The following is a 24061-nucleotide window of genomic DNA, read 5'->3' on the forward strand; positions in this document are numbered from 1 at the left end:
GTGGCAGACATTCAAAATACAGTCCCCCAGGCAGTCACTCCCCCGAGCGGCCGCGCACTGGCCGCCCGTGAATTCTGGTCCAACTTCTCCCGCAACCGCGGCGCAGTCAGCGCGGGCATCATCGTGCTGGTGCTGGTCTTCATCGCGATCTTCGCGCCGCTGATCGCGCCGCACAGCCCGATCGAGCAATACCGCGATTCCGTGAAGATTCCGCCCGCATGGCTCGACGGCGGCAACTGGAAGTTCGTTCTCGGCACCGACGAAGCCGGCCGCGACATTCTTTCGCGCCTGATGTACGGCGCGCGGCTGTCGTTCTGGATCGGCTTTGTTTCGGTGGTGCTCGCGCTGATTCCCGGCATCGTGCTTGGCCTGATCGCCGCGTTCTTCGAGAAGTGGGCGGACACGCCCATCATGCGCATCATGGACGTGCTGCTCGCGCTGCCGTCGCTGCTGCTCGCGGTGGCCGTGGTTGCCATCATCGGTCCGGGCCTGGTCAACACGATGCTCGCCATCGCGATCGTCGCGCTGCCGGGTTATGTGCGTCTGACGCGCGCATCGGCGCTCGGCGAGTTGCACAAGGAGTACGTGATGGCCTCGCGCGTCGCGGGTGCGGGCACGGCTCGACTGATGTTCTCGCAGGTGCTGCCGAACTGCACGGCGCCGTTGATCGTGCAGGCCACGCTGGGTTTTTCGTCGGCGATTCTCGATGCCGCCGCGCTCGGCTTCCTCGGCCTCGGCGTGCAGCCGCCGTCGGCGGAGTGGGGCGCGATGCTCGCATCGGCACGCGACTACATCGACAGCGCATGGTGGATCGTCACCATGCCCGGTCTCGCCATCCTGATCTCGGTGCTCGCGATCAACCTGCTCGGCGACGGGCTGCGCGACGCACTCGACCCGAAACTCAAAAGGCTGGCCTGACATGAGCAACGGTAACCTATTGACCATCCGCAATCTTGCGGTGAACTTCAGCGGCCTGCCCGCTGTCGATCGAATCAACCTGAACGTGGCGCCGGGCGAAGTGGTCGGCGTGGTCGGCGAATCGGGCTCGGGCAAGAGCGTGACGATGATGGCGCTGATGGGCCTGATCGACGCGCCCGGCAAGGTCACGGCCGACGAAGTCACCTTCGACGGCAAGGACCTGCTGAACGCGACGCCCACGCAACGCCGCAAGATCATCGGCAAAGACGTGGCGATGGTGTTTCAGGACGCGCTGACGAGCCTGAACCCGAGCTACACCGTCGGCTATCAGATCAAGGAAGTGCTGAAGCTGCACGAAGGCCTGCGCGGCGACGCATTGCACAAACGCGCGCTCGAACTGCTCGATCAGGTCGGCATTCCCGACGCGAAGAACCGCATCAACACGTTCCCGCATCAGATGTCGGGCGGCATGAACCAGCGCGTGATGATCGCGATGGCGGTTGCGTGCAACCCGAAGCTGCTGATCGCCGACGAGCCGACCACCGCGCTCGACGTGACCATTCAGGCGCAGATCATGCAACTGCTCGTGCAGTTGCAGAAAGATCGCGGCATGGCGCTCGTGCTGATTTCGCACGATCTGGCCGTGGTGTCGCAAGTCGCGCAGCGCGTGGCCGTGATGTACGCGGGCGAGGTCATCGAAATGAACCGCGTGCCCGATATCTTCAAGGCGCCGCATCATCCGTACACGGAAGCGCTGCTGGCGGCGATTCCCGAGCACAACGTCGGCGCGGTGCGGCTGGCCGCGCTGCCGGGCATGGTGCCGGGACGCGACGACCGTCCTAAAGGGTGTCTGTTCGCGCCGCGCTGCAAGTACGTCATCGACGATTGCAACAAGGCGCGGCCCGCGCTTTCGCCGCTGGCCGATCACGATCCCGCCGCCCAGGTTCGCTGCATCAAGCCGCTGAACCTGGTTCGCGATGCCATTCACCCGGGAGGCGCACGATGAATGCAGTACCCGAAACGCGGCGCCCCGATGGTGACAGGCCCGGCAAGCCCGCAGGCGATCACGTGCTGATCGCCGATAACCTCGCGCGTCACTACGACGTGAAGCGCGGCATGTTCGGCCACGGCACCGTCAAGGCGCTGAACGGCGTGTCGTTTCATCTGGAGCGCGGCAAGACGCTTGCCGTGGTCGGCGAATCCGGCTGCGGCAAGTCGACGCTCGCGCGTCAGCTGACGATGATCGAAGCGCCTTCGGGCGGACGTTTGCTGATCGACGGTGAAGATGTCGCGGGCGCGAGCCACGAGAAAATCGCGCAGTTGCGCCGCCGCGTGCAGATGGTGTTCCAGAACCCGTTTGCGTCGCTCAATCCGCGCAAGACCGTCGAGCAGACGCTGGGTGAACCGCTCGCGATCAACACGCAATTGAGCGCGAGCGAGCGCGGCGAACGCATTGCACACATGATGCGCACCGTCGGCCTGCGGCCCGAGCATGCGAAGCGTTATCCGCATATGTTCTCGGGCGGCCAGCGCCAGCGTGTCGCGATTGCGCGCGCGATGATTCTGGACCCGCAGATCGTCGTCGCCGATGAACCGGTTTCCGCGCTCGACGTGTCGATCCAGGCGCAGATCCTGAACCTGTTCATGGACCTGCAGGATCAGTTCAAGACGAGCTATGTGTTTATCTCGCACAATCTGTCGGTGGTCGAGCATATCGCCGACGACGTGATGGTGATGTACTTCGGCGGCGTTGCCGAGCTCGGCGACAAGAAGCGCATCTTCAGCAAGCCGCGTCATCCGTATACGCGCGCGCTGATGTCGGCGACACCGTCGATCTTCGAAGCCGACCGCCGCATCCAGATCAAGCTGCAAGGTGAAATGCCGTCGCCGCTCAATCCGCCGTCGGGCTGTACGTTCCATCAGCGTTGCCCGTATGCTATCGAGCGTTGCCGCAAAGAAGAGCCGAAGTTGCGTGAAGTGGATGGTCGCCAGGTGTCGTGTCACCGCGCCGAGGAGGTGGGGGACGACGCGAATGCATGATGGGGTGGCGGCGCGTGATGTTGCGCGCCGTCATGCGCGTCGTTAGCATGTGAAGCCTATGAAACATGCGGGCGGCGCGCGCGCTGCGTCTTCACATCGGCGGGTTGCGCGCGTCCTGATGGGCGCGCTGCTCGTCGTGGCGGCGCAATGTCCGTTGCTGCCGTTTCATCCGTTCGCTGTGATCGCCTCCGCGCATGCCGCAGGGGCTTCGGCGAATACGCCTGTGCAGGTCGCGCAGGCCAATCAGGTCGGCCGGCCGGCCGTTCCCGTGCCGCACACCCCGTCGCAACCGCGCGCGACGCTGCCCGGCTTCAATCCGCCGCCTTCGTATGCGAGCGGCACCACGGCGAGCGGTCCCGTGCGCGCGCAACCAGCGCGCATGCCTTTCTATGTCGCGACACGCGGCAAGACCACGATTTATCTTCTGGGCACGCTGCATGTCGGCGATCCGAACGACTATCCGCCGAACCAGCCATTCCGCGCACCGATTCTCGGTGCGCTAGCCGCATCGCCCACTCTGGCGCTCGAACTGTCGCCCGACGATCTGCTCGTCTCGCAGGACGATGTGTCGAAGTACGGCATCTGCTCGTATGAATGTCTGCCGAAGCTGTTGCCCGAGCCGCTGTGGCACAAGCTCGCGATGCGTCTGCGCGCCAATCCCGCCGCGCTCGATGAAATTCGCAAGATGCGGCCGTGGCTCGCGTCCTTGCTGGTCGAAACTTACGATTCGCTGAGCGCCGGGCTGCAAACCGAATTCGGCACGGAAGCGCAGTTGCAGAACGTGTATCTGCGGCAGAAGGGAAAGATTGTCGGGCTGGAGACGCTCGGCGAACAGATGCGCGCGTTCACGGGGCTCACGCTGGCGCAGCAGCGCGAAATGCTCGCGCAGGATCTCGTGCAGACGCCCGCCGAGAATGTCGCCGACGTGCGAACCTTGCACCGGCTATGGCGCGTCGGCGACGCGGATGCGATTACCGCGTGGGAAGCGGCGAAGTCGGAGAAGCTCGCGCGCGACAAGCGTATTTCAGCGCAGGTGGATAACAAGATCCTGTTCGATCGCAACCGGCGCTTCGTCAACCGGATGCTGTTGATCGCGGCGCCGAACAAGCCGGTATTCGTCGCGATCGGCGCGCTGCATCTGGGCGGGCAGAAGGGCGTGCTGCAGTTGTTGCGGCAGCGGGGGTTTGTTGTCGAGTCGTATTGATGAGCGCGCTGCCTGCGCGCTCAACGTGAGCGACGGTTAAACGCTTGCGCCTACCGCGCCGAAGGCGCCGTTGGCGACACGTCCACGGCCCGTTTGCGAAGCGAGCTTTAGCGCTGCTTCCAGTGCATCGAGCGACTGTTCTTTCGAATCCCTCGTCTTCAGACAGACATTGACCGTGCGCGCATTCAGCGACAGCAACGCGCGATAGTGCTCGTCGGCATCGTCGAATCGCATCAGGCGGTCGAGCGCCGAGCCGAGATTGAGATGCACGTCGGCGAGCGTCGGGTCGATCTTCAGCGCCTCGCGATAGTGATGCACCGCTTCTCCGAGCTTGCCTTCGGCTTCGAGCGCAACGGCGATGTTGTTGTGCGCATCGGGCGAGCGCGGATCGAGCGCCAGCGACACACGATAGCAGCGCAGTGCGAGCGCTTTGTCGCCGAGGGCATCGGCCACGAAGCCACGGTCGTTCCAGCACTCCGCGTTGTCCGGTTCGAGTTCTAGCGAAAGGTCGATGTAATCGAGCGCCAGCATATGCTGTCCGCGCTGATGCAGCAGCACGCCGTAGTAATGCAGCACATCCGGCTGTTCCGGGCAAATCGCGAGGGCTTCGTGGTACAGCGACTCGGCTTCGATGAAGCGGCACGCGCGATGCGCTTCGAGCGCGAACGCGAGCGTGACCGGGAAAAGCTGGGTGGAAGAAGTAGAAGCGGAGGAAGTAGAAACGGCGGATTGCGCTTGCATGGCGATGCTCTCCAGACTCTCGAAAGAGCCGGCGCAGACCTGTCGATGCGCCGGACTATGAACGATGGAACATTCACAGGTTAGGTCCGGGGCCTCGGCCAAACTATCAGAGGCATCCTAAAAATGGCGGCGCGCCTTTTGAAACAAGCCGCGCGGGCGGACCGCTTATCCTGGAAATAGGATTCGGCGAACCGCCCACAGCCGGCAACCGCACAAAGGCGCTACAGGAACATCAGGAAGTTGAGCAGGAAGATATTCACGACGAGCAGCGTGAGCGCCGTCGGAACCTGCACCTTGATCACCGCGTTCTTGTCCGGGAGTTCAAGCAGCGCGGCGGGCACCATGTTGAAGTTCGCGGCCATCGGCGTCATCAGCGTGCCGCAGTAGCCGGAGAACATGCCGATCGCGACCATCACCGCCGGGTTGCCGTGAAACACGTTGACGAGGATCGGCACGCCGACGCCGCCCGTCATCACCGGGAACGCGGCGAAGCCGTTGCCCATCACCATCGTGAAGAGCGCCATGCCGATGCAGTAGACGGCCACCGCGATCAGCCGGTAGTCGAGGCTGATGTAGGCCGTCGTCACGTGAGCGACTGCCTTGCCGACGCCCGCGTCCGAGAACACGAGGCCAAGCATGCCGAGCATCTGCGGCAGCACGGCCGCCCACGACAGCGCATCGACGAGACGTCGCGCTTCCTTCATCGACTGGCCGACGGTGTCGCGCGTCATGATGCAGGCGATCGCCAGCGCGATCACGCAGCCGATACCGAAGCCGATCAGCGTGACATTCTTCTGCTCGACCAGCGGCGTGCCGCCGAACACCAGATGGCTCGCCGACAACGTGATGATCACCGTGACGACGGGAATCGTCAGCGCGGGGACGAACAGCTTGTTGCCGAGGCGCGCGGCGCTCGCCTTGCGCGCTGCTTCGGACAGCACCTTGGGTTTGCCCGCCGTCACGCCGCCGAAGCCCGCGATCAGCGCCATCGCGATGACGAGCACGCCGACCAGTTCAGCCGGCAGCTTGTCGCCGACCAGGAAGATCAGCGCGTAGATGATCCAGAAGCCACCCGCCGTGAAGCGGCGCGGATGATCCTTATCGGTGGCGATCATGCCGCCGATCACCAGCAGCACGATGCCGAGCAGCCAGAACAGATAGTTGATGGTGAGTGTCATGCTTCGTCCCCGGTCGTGCGCGGCGCGTTGTTGTTCGTATTGACGTTCGTGGTCCCTTGCGATGCCGCGTTGCCGCGCAACTCGCGTTCGAGCTTGCGATCGAGCAGCCAGAGCCGGAAGCCGTGGATCAGGAAGGCGCTGATGGCCGTCGGAATGCCCCACAGCGCGACATGCATCGGCTCGACCGTGATGCCCGCTTCTTTCAGGAACGTGACCATCAGCACGATCGCGCCGAACGCCACGAAGATGTCCTCGCCGAAGAACAGACCGACGTTGTCCGTGGCCGCCGAGTACGCGCGCAGCTTGTAGCGCACGGCATCGCTGAGCTTGCCGAAGCGCGTTTCCGTGGCGCCTTCGGCCATCGGCGCGATCAGCGGACGCACCATTTGCGGATGCCCGCCGAGACCCGTCAGGCCGACGGCTGCCGTCAGCTCGCGCACGAGCAGATAGACGATCAGCAGACGCCCGGCCGTCGCGGCCTTGATGCTGGCGATCCACGTCTGCGCGCGCTCGCGCAGGCCGTGCCGTTCGAGCAGGCCGATCACCGCGAGCGGCAACAGGATGATGAGGGGGATATTGCGTGTCTTGATGAAGCCGCTGCCGATCGCGGCCAGGATTCTGTCCAGCGGAAAGTGCGCGGCGATGGCGGTGATGACCGCGGCGGCGGCCACGATCAGCATCGGGTTGAAGCGCAACACAAACCCGACGATGATGACCGCGACTCCAATGAGCGGCCATAGGTTGACGGTTGACTGCATCTAGATCTCCAGAGGTGGTCCTGCATTGGGACACCGCTCGTGGCGGCGAACTTTAATGACGCCGGGCCTTGGTTTTTTTGGGGTCCGACTTTCCTCGTTGCCCTGCGGCTCTTTGGTGGCCACACAGGCTGCACTGCCCTGTCGTTGCTGCGGGTACTGCTCTACGGTTGCTGCACAAACTTGTGCTGCTTCAAAAAGCCGTTGGCAACTGGCGATGTTGCTTTCTGGCTTACGTTCTGGAAAACGCCCCGCGAAAAGCGGGGCGTCGACTGCTGTGTGATGGCCTTTAATCAGAGGCGTAAGCGCTGAAAATCAGACGCGCGCTGCGCCGGCCGCATGCACGCCGATGCCGGCCTCCTGGAGCGCCGTGCGGATGCGGCGCGCGAATGCGAGCGCATGCGGGCCGTCGCCATGCAGGCAGATGGTCTGCGCGTTCAGCGGCACCCATTCGCCGCTCACGGCCTGTACGCGCTGCTCGCGCACCATCGCCAGCGTGCGTTGCAGCACTTCTTCTTCGTCGTCGAGCAGCGCGCCCGGCTCCTTGCGCGGCACGAGCGAGCCGTCCGCGCGATAGCCGCGATCGGCGAACACTTCTTCGATGGCGACGAGCCCCGCGTTGCGCGCGGCCGTCACGAGCCCGCTGTTGGCGAGCGCGAACACCGCCACGGACGGATCGAAATCATGCACGGCGGAGACGATTGCGTCGGCGATCTTCGGATCGCGCGCGGCCTGGTTGTAGAGCGCGCCGTGCGGCTTCACGTGCGCGATGCGCCCGCCCTCGGCCTGCGCGATCGCCGACAGCGCGCCGAGCTGATACAGCACGCCCGCGTAGATCTCGCCCGCGGGCAAGTCCATTTCCTTGCGGCCGAAGTTTTCCGGGTCGTTGAAACTCGGATGCGCGCCGATCGATACGCCTTTTTCCACCGCCCAGCGCACGCATTCGCGCATCGCGTTGGGTCCGCCTGCATGCCAGCCGCAGGCGATGTTCGCCGAGCTGACGAGATCGAGCAGCGCCTCGTCGGAGCCGCATCCTTCGCCGAGATCGGCGTTCAAATCGATTTCCATGATGTCCTCGTAGGTCTTACATCGCGGCGGGCGCGGCAAGGCGCGCGCAGCGTTCTTCATGCATGCCGATTGCGGCATCGATCTGCCGCAGGTACTTGCGTTCTTCGATCAGCGCCTGGCGGGCCTCGTAAGGCGTGGTCGGAATGAAGCGAACCGCGCCGTTCAGGCGCACCTGCGCGAGCTTCCATAAATCCGCGTGAATCACCGCGCCGATCTTCGGATAGCCGCCCGTGGTCTGCGCGTCGCTCATCAGGATGATCGGCTGGCCGTTCGGCGGCACCTGGATCGTGCCGGGCATCACGGCGTGCGACAGCAGATCGCTCTTGTGCGTGCGCTTCAGTTCGGTGCCCGCCAGCCGGAAGCCCATGCGGTTGCTGTTCGGCGTGACGAGCCACTCGTCGTTCCAGAAGGCGTTTTGCGCGTCGGCGGTGAAGCTGTCGTACTCGGGACCGGCCAGCACGCGGATGGGCGGCGCCCACGCGACGCCCGACGGATGACGGCCGCGCCGCACCGGCTCGTCGACGAGCACGAACTTGCACCAGGCGGGCGCCTTCACGCCGAACTCGGGCGCATCGGGCGAAAAGCCAGACCCCGCGCCGGCGCGCGGCACGCCGACGGGCAGGCGGTCGCCGTCGCGCAGCGCGCGGCCGCCCAGGCCGCCGAAGCCCGCCTGCAGGTCGGTGCTGCGCGAGCCGAGCATCGGCAGCACATCGACGCCGCCTGCGATGCACACGTAGCCGCGCATGCCGCGCTTCGCCGCGTTCAGCGTCAGTTCCTGGCCGGCCTGCACGGGCAGGCTCCAGTACGAATAGACCGGTTTGCCGTCGAGCGTCGCGCCGAACTCGGTGCCCGTGATCGCGACGCGCGTCGGGCGCAGAAAACGCAGCACGGTCGGGCCGAAGGTGATTTCGAGCCCGGCGGCATCCGGCCGGTTGCCGACCAGGCGATTGCCCACTTCGAGCGACAGCCTGTCGAGCGCGCCGCCCATCGCGACGCCGAGATGCCGGAATCCATGCCGGCCGAGGTCCTGGATCGTGGTCAACAGACCCGCGCGTATCACGTCGATCATGCGTGCAACCCCGCGATGGTGAAGCGGACGCGATCGCCCGGTTGCAGAAGCGTGGGCGGCGTGCGCGACGGGTCGAAGAGCTTCAGCGCCGTGCGGCCGATCAGTTGCCAGCCGCCTGGCGAAGTGGCCGGATAGATGCCCGTCTGCGCGCCGCCGATGCCAACCGAGCCGGCGGGCACTTCGAGACGCGGCTCGGCGCGGCGCGGCGTGTGCAGTGCCTCTTCGAGCCCGCCCATGTACGCGAAACCGGGCTGGAAGCCGAGGAAGAACACGATGTACTCGCCGCCCGCATGCCGTTCGACGACTTCCTTCACCGTGAGGCCCGCGTGATCGGCCACCGTCTTCAGGTCCGGGCCGAACTCGCCGCCGTACTGCACGGGGATTTCCACCTCGCGGCCCAGGTCCTGCGCGCTGCCTGGCTGCGCCCACGCGGCCTTGAGCCGGGCCGTCAGATCGTCGGGATCGGCTGCGAGGGGATCGAAGATCACGGTCAGGTTGTTCATGCCGGGCACCACTTCGAGCACGTGCGGCCAGTCGCGCGCGACCTGCGCAGCCGACCACACGCGGCGCTGGCAATCCAGCGTGGCAGGGGGCGGCGCTTCGCAGACCAGCGCGGTATCGCCAAACGGAAAGATGCGGGGTTCAGTCATCAATATCCTGGGTCAAGTAGAGAAGCAGCAGATTCGTCCGACGATGCATGCTAACTTCTCACGACAGAGCTAGCCTACATTCTCAATAAAATATCGACAATTTATCAATAAGCGATGTCCCCAGGCTCGCCCGTATAGGAGGGAAGTCGTACACTTCGGTCAACCACCACGCTTCGCTTTAGAAAAATCACCATGGCGCGTCATCCGACCAAAATCGTCTCATCGGAACATCTTGTGTCTGAATTTAGTGCGGAGTTATCCGAACTCGAGTACGGGCTGATCATGGCGAGTAACGCGTTCAACCGGTGGATGGTCCGTTGCATGGCGGCGGCGGGCGACAAGGACATGACGGCGATCGAAGTTTCGCTGCTGCACCATGTGAGCCACCGCGAGCGGCGCAAGAAGATTGCCGATATCTGCTTCGTGCTGAATATCGAGGACACGCACGTTGCGACTTACGCGCTGAAGAAGCTCGTAGCTAGAGGGTATGTAAAAAGCGAAAAGACCGGCAAGGAAGTGTTTTTTTCTGCTACGCAGGCGGGGCGTGATCTTTGCATGAAGTACCGCGAGGTGCGGGAGAGTTGTCTGATCGCGACGCTGAAGGAAAGTGGGCTCACCAATGAGCAGATTGGGGAGGCGGCGCAGCTGATGCGGAATGCTTCCGGGCTTTATGACACCGCGGCGCGGGCGGCTGCATCGTTGTAGGGGGTTTTTTGCTGTCTGCCGACGGGTTGGTTTTTTTGCCTTTTCGCTGGCATCCGCGTGTTGCCTTCGTGCTTCAAGCGTTGCCCCTGTGCGGGGCGGCACCTACTTTTCTTTGCCGCCGCAAAGAAAAGTAGGCAAAAGAAAGCGGCTAACACCGCCAGTTCTAGTCTTTGCCTGAGGGCCCCCACAGGGTCTTACACTTCACACGGCAATCACGTGACCCACATTCGTTGCCAGCGCTCTAAATGAGCGCCTCACCCGCTTCACGCACCCGCGTCGGAGCACGCCGTGCCAGATATTCCGCCGCCGCCCAGTTGGCAAACTGTGTGTAGGCGTTCGCACCATAAACGCATCACTCCGGACCGAGAGCGCACGCGTACCACCCTGTAAGAGCGCCACGCTATACGACGCGACAACCTACACACAGTTTGCCACCTGGGCGGCATTAATCATTCGCTGCCGCTGGCCCGTGCATGGGTATTCGAAGCGGGTGAGGCGCTCATTTAGAGCGTTGGCAACGCACGCAAACAGGAACGTTGCCGTGTGAAGCATAAGACCGGTTGGGGGCCCTCAGGCAGGAAGAAATGTTGGCGGTGTTAGCCGCTTTCTTTTGCCTACTTTTCTTTGCGGCGGCAAAGAAAAGTAGGTGCCGCCCCGCACAGGGGCGACGCGTGAAGCACGCTAACGAAGCGCGGATGCCAGCGAAAAGGCTAGAACAACCAAACCGACCGCGCCGCGAAGGCAAAAACGCGGGTACCAACGCAAAGGCAAAAAGCCAAACCACCCACAAAAGGCGCTACGCCAATACCAGCGCTAGCAGCAAAAAACCATCACTACAAATCCAGCTTCCCTTCCGGATAACAAGAACCCTCAGTAACAACAACATCAAGCGGAACATCATGCACTTCCCGCTGCAAAGTGCCAACCCGGCACACCTCATACGCGACACCGACTGTCACAGGCACCTTCCCAGCCTCGCGAAACGCGGCAAGCGTACGGTCGTAATATCCACCCCCATACCCAAGCCGATACCCATCGACATCAAACCCAACACACGGCACAAACAGCAAATCAGGCGTAATCACTTCGCCGGAAGTCGGTTCATGAATCCGATGAGCCCCGACCTGCATCGGCATATCAGGCGTCCAGACATGAAATTCCAGTGGCCGATCACGCCCGGTAATCACAGGCAAACTCGCGCGCCGCGCGCTATCGCCAGCGAGCCACGAGGCAATCACAGCCCGAATGTCGAACTCCCCTGACAAAGGCCAGTACAACCCTACACTTGCCGGCGAATAAACCGTTAACACATCCAGAACCCGACGCCTCAGGGCATCATTGCCCGCCGCATCGAGAGCCGCATGCAGACGTGCTTCCAGCAGCGCGGCACGCAGTTCCTTTTTCGATTTTGCGGTGGGGTTGCATGCTATGCTTGAGTTCAATTCGCGCTCCAGAAACGCTCTAGAAATAACGATGTCCAAACGCCTCTTCCGAGTATATCGCGCGGCCAGTCTGGCGCTCGCCGCGGCGGCACTCGTCGCGTGCAGCACGGCCTCCGCCGTCAAGCCGATCCCGCTTTCCCAACTCACCAACGACGACCAGACTTTCGTGCAATTGCGTGAGGCAGCGCGCAATAACGATGCAGGCCGCGCCGCGCAGCTCGCGGCGATGATTCCGGATTACCCGGCGCCGTCGTATCTGGAATATTTCCAGTTGAAACCGCAGTTGTTCGACGGCTCGGGTCATCCGCGCATCGACGCGCCCGACGCACCCGTGCTGTCGTTCCTGCAACGCTACGACGGCCAGGCCATCGCCGACCGCCTGCGCAACGACTACCTCGTCGTGCTCGGCGCACGCCACGACTGGAAAAACTTCGACCAGCAATACGCGCGCTTCGTGCTGAACGACGACACGCAAGTCAAGTGCTACGCGCTCGAATCGCGCGCGGCCAAAGGTGAGAACGTGGTCGAACCGGCGCGCGCGCTGCTCGTCGATCCGCGCAACTATGGCGACGGCTGTGTCGATCTGATTACATCGCTGGCGATCAACCAGCAGTTCACTACCGACGACGTCTGGCAGCAGATCCGTCTCGCGTACGAACAGAACCAGACCAGCACGGGCGCCAAGCTCGTCGATGCGCTCGGCAACAACCGTCCCGATCCAACGCTGTTCGATCAGGCCACGACCACGCCGCCGCTTCTGCTCGCGCGTGGCGTAGGCGCCGATCCGCAATCGCATCAGCTCGCGCTGCTCGCTATCACGCGCATGGCACGCAACGATCCCGCCATGGCCGCCGCAACCTTCGGTTCCGTCGCGCCGTCGCTGGCTTCGCCCGAGCGTGCAATCGGCTGGGGCACGATCGCCTACCAGGCGGCCGCCAAGCAGATGCCGGGCGCCGTCGACTGGTACCGGCTGTCGGCGAATGCGCAGCTGTCGAATCCCGCATACGAATGGCGCACGCGCCTCGCGCTGCTCAACGGCGACTGGACGATGGTGCGCTGGTCGGTCGAACAGATGCCGCCTGCGCTGCGCAGCCAACCCACTTGGGTCTACTGGCACGCGCGCGCTTTGAAGCAGGCGGGCGACGTCGTCACGGCGAACCAGGAATTCGAATCGATCTCGCAGCAGTTCAATTTCTACGGCCAGCTTGCCGCGGAAGAACTCGGCCAGAAGATCGTCGTTCCGCCGAAGACCACGGTGACTGACGCCGAAGTCGAGCAGGCGGGTAACACGCCGGGCTTCGCGCTTGCACAGAAGTTCTATCAGCTGAATCTGCGTCTGGAAGGCAACCGCGAATGGAACTGGCCGCTGCGCAGCATGACGGACCGCCAACTGATCGCGACAGCCGAATACGCGCGCCGTATCGAACTGTATGACCGCGCCGTGAACACGGCCGACCGTACGAAGACCGAGCATGACTTTTCGCTGCGCTACCTGTCGCCGTTCCGCGATATCGTCGAGCGTGACGCGCAGTCGAACGGGCTCGACGTCGAATGGGCGTATGGCCTGATCCGTCAGGAGTCGCGCTTCATCATGAACGCACGCTCGGAAGTCGGCGCGAGCGGCCTGATGCAGTTGATGCCGGGCACCGCGCAACTGGTCGCGAAGAAGATTGGTCTCGGCACGATTTCGCGCGCGCAGATGAACGACATCAACACGAACATCCTGCTCGGCACGAACTATCTGTCGATGATCTACAATGAGTTCGACGGGTCCGCCGTGCTTGCCACGGCAGGTTACAACGCAGGTCCGGGCCGTCCGCGCAACTGGCGCTCAACGTTGCCGCGCGGTGTCGAAGGCGCGATTTTCGCGGAAGCCATTCCGTTCCAGGAAACGCGTGACTACGTGAAGAACGTGCTGTCGAACACGGTCTACTATGCAGCGTTGTTCGAAGGCCGTCCGCAATCGCTGAAGGCGCGTCTGGGTTATATCCAGCCGTTGCAGTAACGATGCGCCATGCCGCCGCCGCGTGATCCGTCACGCACGCGGCGGAGCACGACCTCAGCCGTTGCCGCGGCTTCCATCAGGGAGTCGAAAAATGCGACATCAAACCATCGCAATCGTCGGCGGTTCCGGGTTTATCGGCAGTCATCTCGTCAACGCGCTCGTCGAACTCGGCAAGACGGTACGCATTGCCACCCGCCGCCGCTATAACGCGCGGCATCTCACACTGCTTCCCATCGATGTGATCGAAACCGATGTATTCGATCCCATCCAGCTTGCGCGCTTCGTCGAGGGCGCGGATGCCGTCGTCAATCTCGTCGGCATATTGCATGGTCATCGCGGCGACCCGTACGGACCCGAGTTCGCGAAAGCCCATGTCGAACTGCCGACGAAGATCGTCTCCGCGTGCGAAGGCAAGGGCGTACACAGGCTGATCCACATGAGCGCGATCGGCGCCGACCCGCGCGGGCCGAGCATGTATCTGCGCTCGAAGGGCGACGGCGAGCGTGCGGTGCATGCCTCATCGATGCTTGCCTCGACCATCTTTCGTCCGTCCGTCGTGTTCGGCCCCGAAGACGCGTTCCTCAACAAGTTCGCGTTCCTGCAGCGCATGTTCCCCGTCATTCCGCTTGCGAAACCCAACGCCCGCTTTCAGCCGATCTTTGTCGGCGATGTCGCGAAGGCGATCGTCAACGTGCTGGATCTCGACGCATCGACTGGCCGCACGTACGAGCTTGGCGGGCCGTCGGTGTACACGCTCGAAGCGCTCGTCGAGTACTGCGGCGACGTGATCGGCAAGCATGCGCGCATCATTCGCTTGCCGGATTCGCTGGCGCGCTTGCAGGCGCTTTCGTTCGAGCTGGCGCCCGGCGAACCCGTCATTTCGCGCGACAATCTCGATTCGATGAAAATCGACGCCGTGTTGAGCGCGCCGCTCGCGCCCGAACTCGATATCGAACCGGCCAGCATCGAGACGATCGCGCCCGTGTATCTGACGGGTTCGTCGTTCCGCTCGCGCTTCAACGCGTTCCGCGCGAGCGCGGGCCGCTAAACTTTCTGTCGTTCAATCCACTTTCTGGCGAAGCATGAAACTCGTTATCGGTGACAAGAACTATTCGTCGTGGTCGATGCGGCCGTGGCTCGTGCTCAAACACTTCGGCATTGCATTTGAAGAGGTGATGGTTCTGCTCAATGAGGCAGAGTCGAAAGCGTCGATCCTCGAGCATTCGCCTTCGGGCAAAGTACCGTGCCTGATTGCCGACGACGGCGTCACCGTGTGGGATTCACTCGCAATCTGCGAGACGCTCGCCGAACGCTATCCGCAACACGCGATGTGGCCGCGCGACGCCGTCGCACGTGGCCACGCGCGCAGCGTCAGCGCCGAGATGCACTCCGGTTTCGGGGCACTGCGCAACAACATGTGGATGAACATTCGCGCTTCGTTTCCGGGCAAGGGCGCGACGCCCGAAGCGCTGGCCGACATCGCGCGCATCGACGAAATATGGAGCGAGTGCCTGCAAACGTACGGCGGCCCATTCCTGTTCGGTGAATTTACGATTGCCGATGCGATGTATGCGCCCGTCGTGATGCGCTTCAATACGTGGCAACCGAAGCTGTCGGAAGCGGCGCTCGCCTACTCGCGCCGTGTGACGGCACAGCCCGCGGTCAAGGCGTGGATCGACGACGCATTGCAAGAGACACATCGCATCCCCTATCAAGACACCTGCGCATGAATATCTACGCAGTAGGCGGCGCGATCCGCGATGAGCTGCTTGGGATGCCCGTGCAGGACCGCGATTACGTCGTGGTGGGCGCCACGCCCGAGCAGATGGTTGCAAAGGGCTTTCGCCCGGTCGGCAAGGACTTCCCGGTTTTTCTGCATCCCGACACGCATGAGGAATACGCGCTTGCGCGGACCGAACGCAAAACGTCGGCGGGCTATCACGGCTTCCAGTTTTTCTATGCGCCCGACGTGACGCTCGAAGAAGACCTCGCGCGGCGTGACCTCACGGTCAATGCGATGGCGCGCGAAGTCACGCCGGACGGCGAGCTGATCGGCCCCGTGATCGATCCGTTCAACGGCCAGGACGATCTGAAGCAACGCGTATTCCGGCATGTCAGCGATGCGTTTCTCGAAGACCCGGTGCGGATTCTGCGCGTCGCGCGTTTCTCGGCGCGCTTCACTAGCTTCACCGTCGCGCCCGACACGTTGGCGTTGATGCGCAAGATGGTCGAAGCGGGCGAAGTCGATGCGCTCGTGCCCGAGCGCGTGTGGCAGGAACTGTCGCGCGGACTGATGGAGAAGAAGCCGTCGCGGATGTTCGACGTGCTCCGCGAATGCGGCGCGCTCGCGCGCATTCTGCCGGAAATCGACGCGCTCTACGGCGTGCCGCAGCGCGCCGACTATCACCCGGAAGTGGATACGGGCGTACATGTGATGATGGTCGTCGATCACGCCGCCGCGCAGAACTATGCGCTCGCGGTGCGCTTCGCCGCGCTCACGCACGATCTCGGCAAGGCGACCACGCCTGAAGATGTGTTGCCGCGTCATATCGGGCACGAAGGGCGCAGTGTCGATCTGCTGAAGCCTTTGTGCGAACGTCTGCGCGTGCCCAACGAATGCCGCGATCTCGCGCTGCTGGTGGCGCGCGAGCACGGCAATATTCATCGTGTGATGGAGACGAAGGCTGCGGGCATCGTGCGGCTTTTCGAGCGCAGCGACGCGCTGCGCAAGCCTGCGCGTTTCGCTGAAGCGCTGCAGGCTTGTGAAGCCGACGCGCGTGGTCGGCTCGGCTTCGAAGCGAAGGCCTATCCGCAGGCGGAGCGTCTGCGCCAGGCTCTGGTCGCCGCGCGTGCCGTCGATGCGGGCGCAGTCGCGAAGACCTACGAAAGCGATCCGTCGAAGATCAAGGATGCCGTGCATCGCGAGCGGGTGCGGGCGGTCGCGAAGGCGTTGAGCGAAACGGCGTCGGACTGATCAGATCAGGTTCGGCGTTTCCTGAACGCGTCCCAACCTGCCATCTCGCAGTAGTAGCCACTGGATTCTCGTCAACTGATGTCTGTCTTTTACACTCGCAAGCAAATCGATAAATGGCTGGATGCCTTCACGATAGCCAAGGCCGGCGGCTACACGAACCTTGTCTCTGACGTGAGCTGGTCTTCGGATGACTTACTCACGGGTATCGTGCAGGGCACTCGCATCGCGCCGTACCGCGTGCGGGTGTATTTCAACAATCACGGCAAGGTCTTGCGGATCGACGGCCAATGCTCTTGCCCGGTAGGAAACAGATGCAAGCACGTTGCTGCATTGCTGATTGCGGCCCTGCCGCTTCAACCGGAACCGGCGGCTCGCGGGGTGCGTCCGGAAGTGATCCGCTGGCTCAACGACTTTCGCACAAAACACGTATCCGCCTCGCCCGACAACGGCAAGAAGCCCGCGTCCACGAAAGCGTCGCAGGTACTGGCCTATGTGATCTGCGAATCGCTCATCGGAAAGCCCGAAGTCAGAATTTTCAAGGCGCGCAAGAGTGCCGACGGCTCGATCCGCACGCTGGATGAGCCTTGGCACAACGTCGAGAAGGCGCTCGTTCAACCGCCGAAGTTCGTCACCGAGGAAGACCTGACGATCTTGCGTGGGTTGTGGCTGGGCCGCTCGCGAACCTATCTGAGCAGCTTTAGTCTGGACGGCGCGACAGGAGGCGAGATCGTGCAAAAGCTCATCGCGACGGGCCGCGCGTTCGTCTCGCCGACAACAAGCACGAGACGCTCGGCTCTGCCTTGCTCCTTGAGCGCCGGCCGCTCGCGCACGGGTCGCATCGAATGGCGCACACAGGCAGACGCGAGTATGCGCCCAGCGCTCCAGACCGAGCCGCCCGCGACGATTCTCATCACGACAACCCAACCATTCTGGTATCTGGACGCACGCACCGGCGAAGCAGGCATCGTCGACGCGCCGTGGCGGGCTGACCAGCTCAATGAATATCTGTCGATGCCGTCCATCACGGCTGACGAAGCCGTGCTCGTCGGCAAGATGCTGCAAGAGATCGCGCCGGGCTTGCCATCGCCGCCTGTGCATGACCAGACCGACTTGCGCGTCATCGAGACAGCGCCGATTCCAGTGCTGAAACTCGACTCGCTGGCGACTTGGGGGCGAGCCCCAAATAACATGTTCGACTTTGCGACTGTCGCTTTCGACTATGACGGCGAGCGCGTCGATGCGCACAGCGACGTCACGCTCGTTCGCGATTCGAAGGGCGATGTGGTTCAGATCACACGTCGGGAGGACGTTGAGGCGCGATGTCTGAAGGAACTGGGCAAGGCGGGTCTCAAGGAGGTTTCGACGAAGTATGCGTCTGGCGCGAGTTCCTTTCCTGAGCACATGCTGGCGCCGTCAAATCCCGCCGACTGGGGAGACTTCATCAACCGTGCTGTGCCGTTGCTGCGCGAAGGTGGCTGGCAGGTGTCGATGAGCGAGGCGTGCCGTTTGAACTTCGTCGAAATCGATGCCATCGACGGCGAAATTCGTGAAGCCGGCGAAGGCTGGTTCGACGTCGAAATGGGCGTGACCGTCAACGGCCGCACCGTGCGGCTCGAACCGCTGCTGGTCAGCCTGTTCCGACGTGAGCCGCGTTGGCTTTCAAGCAGGCGCGATACCATCGCCGATAACGAAGTTATCGAACTCATGACTGATCGCAACGAACGGCTGCATATCCGCGCGGAGCGTCTGAAGCCGGTCATGCGTGTGTTGGTCGATCTGTTCGATTTCGTGACGGAGCACAAGCTGCGCGTTTCGAAATGGGATGCAGCCAAATTCGACGCACTCGACAAAAGCGGGCGCTGGCAGTTTCACGGTGACACGTCCGTGCGAGAACTGGCAATGCGGCTTGTCGCCGGGCCGGGCGTGAGCGATGCGCCCGTGCCGCGTGGGCTGCAGGCGGAACTGCGCACTTACCAGCGGCAAGGTCTCAGCTGGATGCAGTTTCTGCGTGAGCAAAACCTCGCAGGCGTGCTTGCCGACGACATGGGCCTGGGCAAAACCGTCCAGACGCTAGCCCACATCCTCGCTGAAAAGGAGGCGGGCAGACTCGACCGTCCCGCGCTGATCGTCATGCCCACCACGCTGATGCACAACTGGTGCGAGGAAGCGCGGCGTTTCACGCCGGACCTGCGCGTGCTCGACCTGCACGGGCCGCAGCGTCATGAGCGTTTCGATGAAATCGGCCGCTACGACGTGATCCTCACCACGTATGCGCTGCTGTGGCGCGACCAGGCAGTGCTAGCGCAACACAGCTATCACCTGCTGATCCTGGACGAAGCGCAGTACGTGAAGAATGCCGCCACCAAGGCCGCCACCACGATTCGCGAATTGCGGGCGACGCATCGGCTGTGCCTGACGGGTACACCGCTGGAGAATCACCTCGGTGAGCTATGGGCGCAATTCGATTTCCTGCTGCCCGGCTTTCTCGGCACGCGACAGGACTTTACCCGGCGCTGGCGCACGCCGATCGAAAAGGGCGGCGACATAGCGCGGCGCGAACTGCTCGCGCGGCGCATCCGCCCATTCATGCTGCGTCGGCGGAAAGACGAAGTGGCGAAGGAACTGCCGTCGAAGACGATCATCGTGCGCAATATCGAACTCGAGGGCGCGCAGCGCGATCTCTACGAAACTGTTCGGTCGGCGATGCAGGAGAAAGTCCGCGTAGCCGTCGCGGAGAAGGGGCTCGCACGCAGTCACATCGTCGTGCTCGAGGCGCTTCTCAAGCTGCGCCAGGTCTGTTGCGATCCGCGACTCGTGAAGAACACCCGGAGCGCTCGCGTCGCAGAGTCGGCCAAACTGGAACTGCTGCTGGATATGTTGCCCGAACTGATCGAGGAAGGCCGCCGTATCCTGCTGTTCTCCCAGTTCACAGGCATGCTGGATCTGATAGCTGCTGCGCTCGACGAGGCGCAGATTCCGTACGTGACGCTGACGGGCGAGACGACCAACCGCGTCACGCCCGTCAAGCGCTTCACAAAAGGTGAAGTTCCACTGTTCCTCATCAGTCTGAAGGCGGGCGGCGTCGGCCTGAACCTGACAGCAGCCGATACGGTGATTCACTACGACCCGTGGTGGAATCCCGCCGCCGAGAACCAGGCCACTGACCGCGCGCATCGTATCGGACAGGAGCGGCCGGTGTTCGTCTACAAGCTGATCACGGCAGGTAGCGTGGAAGAGAAAATCGTCGCGATGCAGGGACGGAAGGCGGCGCTGGCAGACGCTATTCTTTCTGAGGACGGTGCGGGCGCCGTCAAGTTCTCCGAAGATGATCTTGCGGCGCTGTTCGAACCCATTCCCGCAGCGGGAACGACCGCGCCTTCAACGAAGCCACGCACAAAGAGGACAACCGCCAAACAGGAAAGGTGACGGCAGCGGGGTCTAAAGCAGCCGCGCGATGATGGACAGCAGCATCGACAGCACCAGCGTCGACATGAACGGGAACGGATACTCCTTCCCGAACAGCCGCAGCGTGACATCGCCCGGCATCCTGCCGATGCCGAGCTTGCGCAGCCACGGCCAGCACGCCGACAGCACGGCCACCGCGATGAAAGTAGTCAGCAGCCAGCGGATCATCGTGTGGGCCTCGGCTTAAAGCTCAGAGCGTATGCGAGCGGTCGCCGCGCGCGAACGCGTCGAGCGTGCCGTCGATGCCGCGTGAAAACGCGATCACCTTGAACAGCTCGCCCATCTCGGCTTCTGACAGCAGCTTCTGCACCGCGTTGGCGGCGGGCAGGAAGTTGGGAATATCGGATGGATCGATCGTGCTCAACGCTTCCGTGATACCCGCGTTCATCAGAAAACGCGCGTGCGACGTATAGCCGAGCAGGTCCGCGCCCGCATCGACGCCCGCTTCGGCGATACCGGTAAACTCGACGTGCGCGGTAATGTCCTGCAAACCAGGATAGAGAAACGGATCACCGTGCGCGCGGTGCCGATAGTGGCACATCAGCGTGCCCTGCGCGCGCTGCGCATGATAGAACTCGTGGCGCGGAAAGCCGTAGTCGATCAGCAGCACCGCGCCGCGCGTGAGCATCGTGCAGATGGTGCGCGTGAAGGCGAGGGCGGCGTCGTGCGTTTCCGTCACATAGTCGTGATCGCTTTCGATCTCCAGATCGCGCAGAAAGGCGGCATCGTGCGTCGACCGAATTGCGCGGTCTTCGAATTGCAGCGCGCCGTCTTTCACCGTGACGCCGCGCTCGAACCACTCATCGCCGATGCGCGCGAACAGCCGCACGGGCATCGCGTCGAGCACTTCGTTGCCGACCACGACGCCTTCAAACTGCTCGGGCAACGCGTCGAGCCAGCGCACACGGGCGGCCAGGCCGGGCGCTTGCGCTTCGATCGTTTCGCGCTGACGCTCGCGCAATTCGCCGGACAGATCGACGATCGAATACGTGTCGAACTGCGTGTCCAACTCATCCAGAGCGTTGAGCAGACCGGCAGCCAGCTTGCCTGTGCCCGCGCCGAACTCCATCACGTGCCGCGTGCCGCTCATTTCCAGCGCCTGCGCGACGGGCCGCGCGAGCGTCTGTGCGAACAGCGGCGACAGTTCCGGCGCCGTCACGAAGTCGCTGCCATCCTCCGCGCGTCGTCCGAACTTGATCGCGCCGCCGCTGTAATAGCCCAGTCCCGGCGCGTACAACGCGCGCTCCATGTAGCGATCGAACGGCATCCAGCCGCCGTTTGCGTCGATCTCCGCGCGAATCTGCGAAACCAGCGCTTCCGACTGCGCGAGCGCGGTCGGGCCGGGAGCAGGTAAACTATCGGGTTGGTGAGCTTTCGGATTCATCCCCGCATTGTAAATGACCGCCTCGAACGATACTTTCGCCGCCAGCGGCCGTCCCGACCGGCCCGCCCGCACCGTGCTCGTCACGGGCGGCGGGCACCGGATCGGCCGTGGACTGGCGCTGGGCTTTGCCGCGGCGGGCTGGGACGTGGCCGTGCATTACGGCTCGTCGAAGGCGAAAGCCGACGAGGTCGTCGCGGAAATCGCCGCGCTCGGGCGGCGCGCCGTCGCGCTGAAGGCGGATTTGTCCGTCGAGGCGGAAGTGGAGCGGCTCGTCCCCGATTGCACGGCGGCGCTTGGGCGTCCGTCGTGCATCGTGAACAACGCGTCGATGTTCGACGAGGACACCGCGCTCGACGTCGGCTATGCGAAGCTGCTGCATCTGACGTCGATCAACGTCGGCGCACCGCTCGTGCTCGCGCGGATGTTGCATGAGGTCACTCCCGAGGCGGCGCGTCACGACGAGTCGCTGCGCGCGGCCGTCATCAACGTGCTGGACCAGAAGCTGTACAACATGAATCCGGATTACCTGTCATACACGCTGTCGAAGGCCGCGCTCGGCACGGCGACCGTCGCGCTTGCGCAGGCGCTGGCGCCGAAGGTGCGCGTGGTCGGGCTCGCGCCCGGCCTCACGCTGCAATCCGGCGATCAGACCCCGGAAAGCTTCGCGGCCGCGCACAAGGTGACGCCGCTCGGCCATGCGTCGCGCGTCGAGGATCTCGTCGCGGCGGCGCTGTATCTCGCGGATGCGCGCGGCGTCACAGGCACGACGCTGGTTGTCGACGGCGGCCAGCATCTCGTGCCGCTGCCGCGCGATGTGATGTTTTTGACGGGCGCCGACCGCTGACCCACGGTTAGCCGTCGTTAGACGTTGCGCCCTCCGGCGCGCTGCACAGCGCGCCCAATTGCAACTGCGTGCGGGTTCGCACGCACCATTTTTGTACTGGAACGAACATGTCTGCCGCTTTGCTTCATCCCCGGCTCGCTGATTGCCGCCGGCTCTTTCTGCGCGATTACGAGGTGCACATCAACATCGGCGTGCATGACTTCGAAAAGCGCGGCGAGCAGCGCGTGGTGATCAATGTCGAACTGTTCGTGCCGCTCGCGCTGTCCACGCCCGTCGAAGACAAGCTGCGCGAAGTCGTCGATTACGACTTCATGCGCTCGACCATCGCAAAGCGCGTGAGCCAGGGGCATATCCATCTGCAGGAAACGCTCTGCGACGACCTCGCGAAAGCGCTGCTCGCGCATCCGCAAGTGCGCGGCGTGCGTCTGTCGACGGAAAAGCCCGATGTTTATCCCGACTGCGATGCCGTGGGCGTCGAAGTCTTCCATATCAAAGAGGTCTGAGCGATGAACGCTCCCGAAACGCTGACGGGCGTCGACGCGGCCGCGCCCATTGCCGAAGCTCAAGCTGAAACCGCCGAACCCAAACGCGCGCTCACGCGTCGCGAGCAGAAAGAGGCGTACGAGAACAACAAGCTGTTCAAGCGCCTCGCGCGCCAGGTCGGTCAGGCAATCGGCGACTTCAACATGATCGAGGACGGCGACAAGGTGATGGTGTGCCTGTCGGGCGGCAAGGACAGCTACGCGATGCTGGAGATCCTGATGCGGCTGCGCGAGCGCGCACCGATCAACTTCGACATCGTTGCGGTGAATCTCGACCAGAAGCAGCCGGGCTTTCCCGAGCACGTGCTGCCCGAGTACCTGAGCAAGCTCGACATTCCGTTTCATATCGAGAACCAGGACACCTACAGCATCGTCAAGCGGCTCGTGCCCGAGGGCAAGACGACGTGCTCGCTGTGCTCGCGCCTGCGGCGCGGCATTTTGTACCGCGTGGCGGGTGAACTCGGCGCGACCAAGATCGCGCTCGGCCATCATCGCGACGACATCCTGCAGACGCTGCTGCTGAACATGTTCTACGGCGGCAAGCTGAAGGGCATGCCGCCCAAGCTGCAATCGGACGATGGCAAGAACGTCGTGATCCGGCCGCTGGCGTATGTGAAGGAAACCGATCTCGAGAAATACGCGGAACTGCGTCAATTCCCGATCATCCCGTGCAACCTGTGCGGCAGCCAGCCGAATCTGAAACGCGCGGAAATGAAGGCGCTGATCCGCGAATGGGACAAGCGTTTTCCGGGGCGCGTCGACAACATGTTCAACGCGTTGACGAACGTCGTGCCTTCGCATCTGATGGATCACAAGCTGTTTCCGTTTGCATCGTTGCGCGCCACGGGCGAAGCCGATGCGCAAGGCGATATTGCTTTCGACGAAGAGCCGTGTTCGACCGATTCCGCACCAGAAGGGATAGAGCCGACATCGCAAACGATTTCCTTCGTGCAATTCGACGATATTTGACGTTTTACCCATCCCGCAAATCCTTTTAAAACAGGCATTTGCGGGGTGATTTCGATCTGGAGGGCCACGTTGCAGTCACACTCAGCGTGCTAGAATCGCCCACTCCAA

Annotated in this window: 22 protein-coding genes; 13 read left to right on the forward strand and 9 right to left on the reverse strand. The window is 63.2% G+C overall.

Annotation, left to right across the window (positions count from 1 at the left end; translation table 11 throughout):
• Genes BLT65_RS15590 through BLT65_RS15605 form a run of 4 tightly spaced genes read left to right on the forward strand, consistent with a single transcriptional unit; the run spans position 1 to position 4162 of the window.
• The gene (locus BLT65_RS15590) at positions 1–918 is read left to right on the forward strand and encodes an ABC transporter permease subunit (RefSeq protein WP_042316484.1); all 918 of its coding nucleotides are present in this window, start codon (positions 1–3) and stop codon (positions 916–918) included.
• 1 nt (position 919) lies between these two features.
• Complete coding sequence (locus BLT65_RS15595; protein WP_091778910.1) at positions 920–1924, forward strand: ABC transporter ATP-binding protein; 1005 nt, start codon at positions 920–922, stop codon at positions 1922–1924.
• Positions 1921–2958, forward strand: coding sequence for a peptide ABC transporter ATP-binding protein (locus tag BLT65_RS15600; RefSeq protein WP_042316491.1), 1038 nt, complete (start codon positions 1921–1923; stop codon positions 2956–2958). The genes BLT65_RS15595 and BLT65_RS15600 overlap by 4 nt, the downstream gene beginning before the upstream one ends.
• Positions 2959–3016: 58 nt before the next feature.
• Complete coding sequence (locus BLT65_RS15605; protein WP_091778912.1) at positions 3017–4162, forward strand: TraB/GumN family protein; 1146 nt, start codon at positions 3017–3019, stop codon at positions 4160–4162.
• Between the two features lie 36 nt (positions 4163–4198).
• On the opposite strand, the gene BLT65_RS15610 is transcribed toward BLT65_RS15605, so the two are convergent.
• The 6 genes from BLT65_RS15610 to pxpB form a co-directional block, all read right to left on the reverse strand.
• On the reverse strand, positions 4199–4903 hold the full coding sequence (locus tag BLT65_RS15610; RefSeq protein WP_091778914.1) for a tetratricopeptide repeat protein: 705 nt from the start codon (positions 4901–4903) through the stop codon (positions 4199–4201).
• Positions 4904–5124: 221 nt separating this feature from the next.
• A complete protein-coding gene (locus BLT65_RS15615) occupies positions 5125–6081 on the reverse strand; it encodes a DUF979 domain-containing protein (protein ID WP_091778916.1) in 957 nt (318 codons plus the stop codon).
• Positions 6078–6839, reverse strand: coding sequence for a DUF969 domain-containing protein (locus BLT65_RS15620; protein ID WP_042316498.1), 762 nt, complete (start codon positions 6837–6839; stop codon positions 6078–6080). Before BLT65_RS15620 ends, BLT65_RS15615 begins: the two co-directional genes overlap by 4 nt.
• A gap of 312 nt (positions 6840–7151) precedes the next feature.
• Positions 7152–7904, reverse strand: coding sequence for a 5-oxoprolinase subunit PxpA (gene pxpA, locus BLT65_RS15625; protein WP_091778918.1), 753 nt, complete (start codon positions 7902–7904; stop codon positions 7152–7154).
• Between the two features lie 16 nt (positions 7905–7920).
• Positions 7921–8973 (reverse strand): 5-oxoprolinase subunit C family protein, encoded by a 1053-nt coding sequence (locus BLT65_RS15630; RefSeq protein WP_091778920.1) that lies wholly within the window; start codon positions 8971–8973, stop codon positions 7921–7923.
• Positions 8970–9623, reverse strand: a complete 654-nt coding sequence (gene pxpB, locus BLT65_RS15635; RefSeq protein ID WP_091778922.1) for a 5-oxoprolinase subunit PxpB — start codon at positions 9621–9623, stop codon at positions 8970–8972. The genes BLT65_RS15630 and pxpB overlap by 4 nt, the downstream gene beginning before the upstream one ends.
• Positions 9624–9815: 192 nt before the next feature.
• Here pxpB and BLT65_RS15640 point away from each other — a divergent pair, with 192 nt between their 5' ends.
• On the forward strand, positions 9816–10328 hold the full coding sequence (locus BLT65_RS15640) for a winged helix DNA-binding protein (protein ID WP_007577159.1): 513 nt from the start codon (positions 9816–9818) through the stop codon (positions 10326–10328).
• Positions 10329–11161: 833 nt separating this feature from the next.
• Here the strand turns inward: BLT65_RS15640 and BLT65_RS15645 are convergent.
• Complete coding sequence (locus BLT65_RS15645; protein ID WP_091778992.1) at positions 11162–11770, reverse strand: 5-formyltetrahydrofolate cyclo-ligase; 609 nt, start codon at positions 11768–11770, stop codon at positions 11162–11164.
• Positions 11771–11801: 31 nt separating this feature from the next.
• Between BLT65_RS15645 and BLT65_RS15650 the strand changes: the two genes are divergently transcribed.
• The 5 genes from BLT65_RS15650 to BLT65_RS15670 all read left to right on the forward strand — a co-directional run bounded on the left by BLT65_RS15650 (position 11802) and on the right by BLT65_RS15670 (position 20175).
• Positions 11802–13775, forward strand: coding sequence for a lytic transglycosylase domain-containing protein (locus BLT65_RS15650; RefSeq protein WP_091778924.1), 1974 nt, complete (start codon positions 11802–11804; stop codon positions 13773–13775).
• 91 nt (positions 13776–13866) lie between these two features.
• Positions 13867–14823, forward strand: a complete 957-nt coding sequence (locus BLT65_RS15655; protein WP_042314054.1) for a complex I NDUFA9 subunit family protein — start codon at positions 13867–13869, stop codon at positions 14821–14823.
• A gap of 34 nt (positions 14824–14857) precedes the next feature.
• Complete coding sequence (locus tag BLT65_RS15660; RefSeq protein ID WP_091778926.1) at positions 14858–15505, forward strand: glutathione S-transferase family protein; 648 nt, start codon at positions 14858–14860, stop codon at positions 15503–15505.
• Positions 15502–16749 carry a multifunctional CCA addition/repair protein gene (locus BLT65_RS15665; protein WP_091778928.1) on the forward strand — a complete coding sequence of 416 codons (1248 nt, stop codon included), beginning with the start codon at positions 15502–15504 and terminating at the stop codon, positions 16747–16749. The genes BLT65_RS15660 and BLT65_RS15665 overlap by 4 nt, the downstream gene beginning before the upstream one ends.
• 78 nt (positions 16750–16827) lie before the next feature.
• A complete protein-coding gene (locus tag BLT65_RS15670; protein ID WP_091778930.1) occupies positions 16828–20175 on the forward strand; it encodes a DEAD/DEAH box helicase in 3348 nt (1115 codons plus the stop codon).
• Between the two features lie 12 nt (positions 20176–20187).
• Here the strand turns inward: BLT65_RS15670 and BLT65_RS15675 are convergent, their stop codons facing one another.
• Both BLT65_RS15675 and BLT65_RS15680 read right to left on the reverse strand, forming a co-directional pair.
• Positions 20188–20382 (reverse strand): DUF2905 domain-containing protein, encoded by a 195-nt coding sequence (locus BLT65_RS15675; protein WP_042314063.1) that lies wholly within the window; start codon positions 20380–20382, stop codon positions 20188–20190.
• A gap of 22 nt (positions 20383–20404) precedes the next feature.
• Entirely contained in the window at positions 20405–21598 is a 1194-nt protein-coding gene (locus BLT65_RS15680) for a class I SAM-dependent methyltransferase (protein WP_091778993.1), read from the reverse strand.
• A gap of 13 nt (positions 21599–21611) precedes the next feature.
• On the opposite strand from BLT65_RS15680, the gene BLT65_RS15685 reads away from it, so the two are divergent.
• The 3 genes from BLT65_RS15685 (at position 21612) to ttcA (ending at position 23953) form a co-directional block, all read left to right on the forward strand.
• A complete protein-coding gene (locus BLT65_RS15685; RefSeq protein ID WP_042314068.1) occupies positions 21612–22442 on the forward strand; it encodes an SDR family oxidoreductase in 831 nt (276 codons plus the stop codon).
• A 107-nt stretch (positions 22443–22549) separates the two neighbouring features.
• Positions 22550–22945 carry a dihydroneopterin aldolase gene (locus tag BLT65_RS15690; RefSeq protein ID WP_042314071.1) on the forward strand — a complete coding sequence of 132 codons (396 nt, stop codon included), beginning with the start codon at positions 22550–22552 and terminating at the stop codon, positions 22943–22945.
• Positions 22946–22948: 3 nt separating this feature from the next.
• Positions 22949–23953, forward strand: a complete 1005-nt coding sequence (ttcA, locus tag BLT65_RS15695) for a tRNA 2-thiocytidine(32) synthetase TtcA (protein WP_091778932.1) — start codon at positions 22949–22951, stop codon at positions 23951–23953.
• Positions 23954–24061: the final 108 nt, after the last annotated feature.

It is taken from the genome of Paraburkholderia steynii (assembly GCF_900100565.1).
Taxonomy (GTDB): domain Bacteria; phylum Pseudomonadota; class Gammaproteobacteria; order Burkholderiales; family Burkholderiaceae; genus Paraburkholderia; species Paraburkholderia terrae.